At 65.8% G+C, this 4,074-nt stretch carries 3 protein-coding genes and 1 pseudogene; 2 read left to right on the top strand and 2 right to left on the bottom strand.

The window, feature by feature from the left end; translation table 11 throughout:
• Positions 1 to 181: 181 nt before the first annotated feature.
• Together A5625_RS23530 and A5625_RS23525 are read left to right on the top strand one after the other, a co-directional pair.
• Positions 182 to 985 carry a hypothetical protein gene (locus tag A5625_RS23530; protein WP_066999837.1) on the top strand — a complete coding sequence of 268 codons (804 nt, stop codon included), beginning with the start codon at positions 182 to 184 and terminating at the stop codon, positions 983 to 985.
• Between the two features lie 51 nt (positions 986 to 1,036).
• A complete protein-coding gene (locus tag A5625_RS23525) occupies positions 1,037 to 1,705 on the top strand; it encodes a response regulator transcription factor (RefSeq protein WP_066999834.1) in 669 nt (222 codons plus the stop codon).
• On the opposite strand, the gene A5625_RS23520 is transcribed toward A5625_RS23525, so the two are convergent.
• Both A5625_RS23520 and A5625_RS23510 read right to left on the bottom strand, forming a co-directional pair.
• Entirely contained in the window at positions 1,687 to 3,135 is a 1,449-nt protein-coding gene (locus A5625_RS23520) for a HAMP domain-containing sensor histidine kinase (RefSeq protein ID WP_082984528.1), read from the bottom strand. The two genes, A5625_RS23525 and A5625_RS23520, sit on opposite strands and share 19 nt — an antisense overlap.
• A 337-nt stretch (positions 3,136 to 3,472) precedes the next feature.
• A pseudogene (locus tag A5625_RS23510) lies at positions 3,473 to 4,074 on the bottom strand (amino acid decarboxylase); the annotation flags it as partial.

The raw sequence follows: 4,074 nt of genomic DNA, 5'->3' as shown, positions 1-4,074 counted from the left end.
AGCGTATTGCGCCGGGCGGCGTTGCGGCCCGACCAGCTAAAACCGCCACCCACCGAGGTATTGCGCCACCTGCGCGAACCCATCGGCATTGCGATCCCGGTGAGCAGAACCTGCCCAGCTGTGGAACTCTAATTCGTGGTTCGCCGGCATGAATCAGCAGCGACGACGGAAGATGACTCAAATGACCGACGTTTCGCACCACGCATTGACCAAGGTGCCGGCGGTCACCCTGGGCTTCTGGGTGATCAAGGTCCTGGCCACGACGCTGGGCGAAACGGGCGGCGACACCGTCACCATGACCCTGAATTGGGGTTACGCCGCCGGGGTCGCGATCTTCGGTGTCGCGCTGGTGGCGCTAGTGGCCGCTCAGATCTTCGCCAAGCGCTTCCATGCCACCCTCTATTGGGCGACGATCGTGGCCTCGACGACGTTCGGCACCGTGCTAGCCGATTTCGCGGACCGATCGCTGGGCATCGGTTACACCGGCGGATCGCTGCTGCTGCTGGCCTGCCTGCTGGCCACCCTAGGTCTGTGGCGATGGTCACAGGGCACCGTATCGGTCAGCACCGTCTCGACACCCAAAGTGGAATCCTTCTACTGGGCGACCATCACGTTCTCGCAGACACTGGGCACCGCGCTCGGCGATTGGCTGGCCGACACCCGCGATTTCGGTTACGAACGCGGCGCGCTGGTGTTCGCGGCCGGCCTGGCGGTGGTGGCGGCCCTGTACTTCTGGACCTCCCTGTCCCGCGTCGCGTTGTTCTGGATCGCGTTCATCCTGACCAGGCCGCTGGGGGCAACGGTGGGCGACTTCATCGACAAACCCGTCGCCGACGGCGGACTCGCCCTGAGCCGCCCGCTCGCCACGGCGGTGATCGCAGCGCTGATCGCGGTGTTACTGATCGTCATACCGCAGCGTCCCGGAGGTCACCCCGGCCAATCCAAAGATGCTGCGGCAGATGCTCACCCGGATGTTAATTCGTAACAGGCCTCGACCCGCGCTGACAGCATCAGAAGCTCGACGTAGCGTTGAAATATGAGAGTCCTGCTCGTTGAGGATGAACCGCGACTGTCGGCGACCGTGGCCAGGGGGCTCAAGGCGGAGGGGTTCGTCGTCGTCGCCGTCGGCAACGGAGTCGACGGCCTGCAGGAGGCCACCGAAAACGGCTTCGACGTAGTCGTTCTCGACATCATGCTGCCCGGCCTCAGCGGTTATGAGGTGCTGCGCCGGATGCGGTCGAAAAATGTGTGGACACCGGTACTGATGCTGACCGCCAAGGATGGTGAGTTCGACGAAACCGATGCCTTCGATCTGGGTGCGGACGACTACCTGACCAAGCCGTTCTCCTTCCGGGTGCTGGTGGCGCGGCTGCGGGCGTTGGTTCGTCGCGGCGCACCGGCGCGGCCGGTGGTGTTGAAAGCCGGTTCTTTGGCGCTGGATCCGGCCCGGCACACGGTCAAACGGGACTCGACCCCGATCACCCTGACTCCCCGCGAGTATGGGGTGCTGGAATTCCTGATGCGCAACAAGGACGTGGTGGTCACCAAGGCCGAGATTCTGCAAAACGTGTGGGATGCGCACCATCACGGCCCCGACAACGTGGTCGAGGTGTACGTCGGATATCTGCGCCGCAAGATCGATGTTCCCTTCGGTACCAACACCATTGAGACTATTCGGGGCGTCGGTTACCGATTGCTGTGCTGAGACTGGGGCAGCGTCACGATTATCGTGGTTCCGCCGTGGAGCGGGTCGTCGATGGCGACCGTACCCCGGTGCGCGGCAACGACCTCCGCGACGATCGCCAGGCCCAGGCCGGTCCCTCCCCCACTGCGGGCCCGATCGGAATCCAGCCGCACGAAACGTTCGAATACCCGGTTCCGGTCGGCGGGCGCGATTCCGGGTCCGTCGTCAGTGACGGTCAGGATTGCCACCCCGTCTCGGCCCCCGACTTCGATGGTGACACACGAAACCGCATGGCGGACAGCATTTTCGACGAGGTTGCGGATCATCCGGGATATGGCCACCGGGTCGGCGTCCAGCTGCACCGGGCGGACATCGGTGTCAATCACGCAGTGCGCGTCACGCCGCGCCCGGTCGGCTTCGGCTTGGGCGAGGTCATCGAGGGCCACCCGCTCTTTGCGCCGCAGCAGGGTCTGCTCGTCGGCGCGGGCCAGCAGCAGCAGATCTTCGATCAGGGTGTGCATGCGTTGCGCTTCGGGCAGCAAGGTGTTGACCGCGAGCTCGGCGTCGAGCAGATCGGGATGGGCCTCGGCCACTTCCAGTCCGGAGATGATGGTGGTCAGCGGGCTGCGCAATTCGTGGGACGCGTCACCGACAAAGCGTTGCTGCGCACGGTGACCCGCTTCCAGACGCGAGAGCATCTCGTTCATCGTGACGGCCAGGGCCGCAATCTCGTCGTGGCTGTCCGGCACCGGCACCCGCTCGGCCAGGTCCGACGTCGAGATGTCCACGACCCTGGTCCGGATCGCGTCCACCGACTGCAGCGACCGGCGCACCAGCCAGTAAGTGGCCGCCGCCACCACCGCGACGATGACCGGGGCGCTGCAGGCCAACAGGATCGCCAGCGTCCGCGCTGTCGCCTCGACCGCCTCGCTGCCACCTCCCACCAGCACCGTGTACACACCGGAACGCGTTGCCACCTTTTGACCGCTGACCCGCATGTCGTCACCGGCCACCGCGTCGTCGGGCAAGCCGCGGCGCAACGCGAAGCCGAACTCGCTTGTCGGGACCAGCGGTGTTTTCGGGGTGGTGCCGGATCGCTTGACCACCTTGCCATCCGGACCGATCAGCTGAGTTGCGACCACCCGCTGGTCGGTGGTCAGCAATGCGTTGTCGAGGTCGTCGGGCGAATCGGACTGCAGCGCCTTGGCGATGTCGCGGACCCGCTCGGCGGCGGCGTAATCCACGCCGCCCAGCAACGACCGGTACAGGATGGCGTCCAGTCCCGCGCCGGCGACGCTGAGCGCACACAGCACGACGATCGCCGACACCGCCGCCGAGCGCGCGGAGATGCCCAGGTGCGAAAGACGCCACGGGCGCACCCGCCCGCTGCGCCGAAACGGCCCGACACCCACGCCCTTGATTCTGCAGGCCGCCGAACCAACTGAAAACATCGAGCTCAACACCTTCTCAGCGGCCTCTCAGCGGCCGCGACCTACCCTGACACCGTCATGTTTGGTGCCGCGCGTCGTCATCATCGTGCGATCGGCCGGATCCTGGTCATCGCGGCGGTCGGTTTTGTTTCCCCGGTCGTGGGATCCGCGCCGGCGGGCGCCGATCCGAGTCCGTTCAACACCTTGAGTTCGAGCTGCCATGACACGGCGTCAGGGGGCCGCGACGCACTCATTCAGGGGATCCGGCGGGGTATCTCCGATTGGTCGGCAATCGGACCACGCACCTCGGCGCACACCAGATGCGGGCCCGATCCGGCCCGGACGGCCGGCTGATCGCTCAGCTGCCCTCGGCGACCGACGGCACGGCTGGGGCGTCATTGGCACCGTTGTTGCGCGCCCCGTTCGTTCCAGCGTCCGCGGGCAGCTCGAAAGCCGCTGTCACGGAACCGACCGCCGCCATGGCGGCGTTGCGTTGCGCTTCCATGCGGGCCAGCGCGGTCTCGGTGAAGACCGAGAGCCCGAGATCGTGGTTGTAGCCGTGGATTTCCTTGACGTCGAGCTGGGCCAGGAAGTAGACGATCTCCTTGGAGACCACCTGACCCGGGACCAGCACCGGGAAACCCGGCGGGTAGGGCACCACGAACGTGGTCGACACCAGGGTCTTGCCCTCGGCCAGCCGCCGACCGGCGGTGCCGATCAGCACATGCTCTCGATCGGCTTCTTCGTATCCCGCGTAGAAGGCAGAGCGCATGTCGCCGAACTTGCACTCATCGACGGGCCGGAAGGCGACGTCGAACTCACTGAAATCGGGCAGATGCGGCAGATCCTCGGTGATCTCCTCGACGTGCCGCTCCTGCAACACCCGGTCGGCGACGCTGGCCTCCTTCTCGGTGCGGTCGAAATCAATTGCCACCCTTCGTAATACGTCGAGAAGGTAGT

This window comes from Mycobacterium sp. 1465703.0 (assembly GCF_001672975.1).
GTDB lineage: Bacteria > Actinomycetota > Actinomycetes > Mycobacteriales > Mycobacteriaceae > Mycobacterium.
Note: the sequence above shows the minus strand (reverse complement) of the source record. Positions and strands in the feature narration are given on the sequence as shown.

Excerpts from the sequence above, each read along its gene's own strand:
- A5625_RS23520 (WP_082984528.1), bottom strand. The coding sequence starts at position 3,135 with ATGTTTTCAGTTGGTTCGGCGGCCTGCAGAATCAAGGGCGTGGGTGTC.
- A5625_RS23530 (WP_066999837.1), top strand. The coding sequence starts at position 182 with ATGACCGACGTTTCGCACCACGCATTGACCAAGGTGCCGGCGGTCACC.
- A5625_RS23525 (WP_066999834.1), top strand. The coding sequence starts at position 1,037 with ATGAGAGTCCTGCTCGTTGAGGATGAACCGCGACTGTCGGCGACCGTG.